2 pseudogenes are annotated in these 646 nt (G+C 62.4%); one reads left to right on the forward strand and one right to left on the reverse strand.

Features of this window, described 5'->3' with window-relative positions:
* Positions 1-135, reverse strand: a pseudogene (locus IVA82_RS34035) (IS110 family transposase); the annotation flags it as partial.
* Between the two features lie 223 nt (positions 136-358).
* On the opposite strand from IVA82_RS34035, the pseudogene IVA82_RS34040 reads away from it, so the two are divergent.
* Positions 359-646: pseudogene (locus tag IVA82_RS34040) on the forward strand (helix-turn-helix domain-containing protein); the annotation flags it as partial.

Raw genomic sequence — 646 nt, forward strand, 5'->3', positions numbered from 1 at the left:
TGCTTCTACCTGGCCGCGTGACCACTTCTGCCGCAGCACGATTGCGCCGCGCTGATCGTGGCCCACGATGTGGAACGAGTTCTTGCCGATATCGATGCCCATCACGGCGATCGCTGAGCTGAGTTTCTGAGACATGGCGTGCTCCTTGTCTTGGGCGCCCCCTGCCCAGCTTGTCGTGCTGGCAGGGCCGGAGCACGGCCGGACCATTCCATTAGCTGACTTCCGTCGACTCTCACCGCACCCCCATAGGATGCGCCGTCCTAGACTAGACGACCGATTCCATGAAACCGGCACCGACGGAACTGAAAGCGTGTTGATGGATTCCTCGTTTGAGATTGGCCGAACGAGGATTGGTATCATGGCAACATGGCGGCAAGCAGTTGAGCTGGCGATGAGCGAGGCGGAAATTGAAGCGTTGATGGCTCTTTCGCGGTCCCGAACCGAGCCGGCGAGCCGGGTGTCACGGGCCACGATGCTGCTGGCCTACCGCGAGAACCCATCGTTCTTTGCCGTAGGACGAAGACTTGGCGTGCATCATCAGACGGTGCAGCGCTGCGTTGAGCGGGCGGTCGCTTATGGCGCGCTGGCGGCACTCGACGACCGACCGCGGCCGGGCAAGGAGCCGGTGATCACGCCGGAGGCCAAG

Origin of the sequence: Bradyrhizobium sp. 142 (assembly GCF_023074015.1) — a bacterium.
In the GTDB taxonomy this organism is placed as follows: Bacteria; Pseudomonadota; Alphaproteobacteria; order Rhizobiales; family Xanthobacteraceae; genus Bradyrhizobium.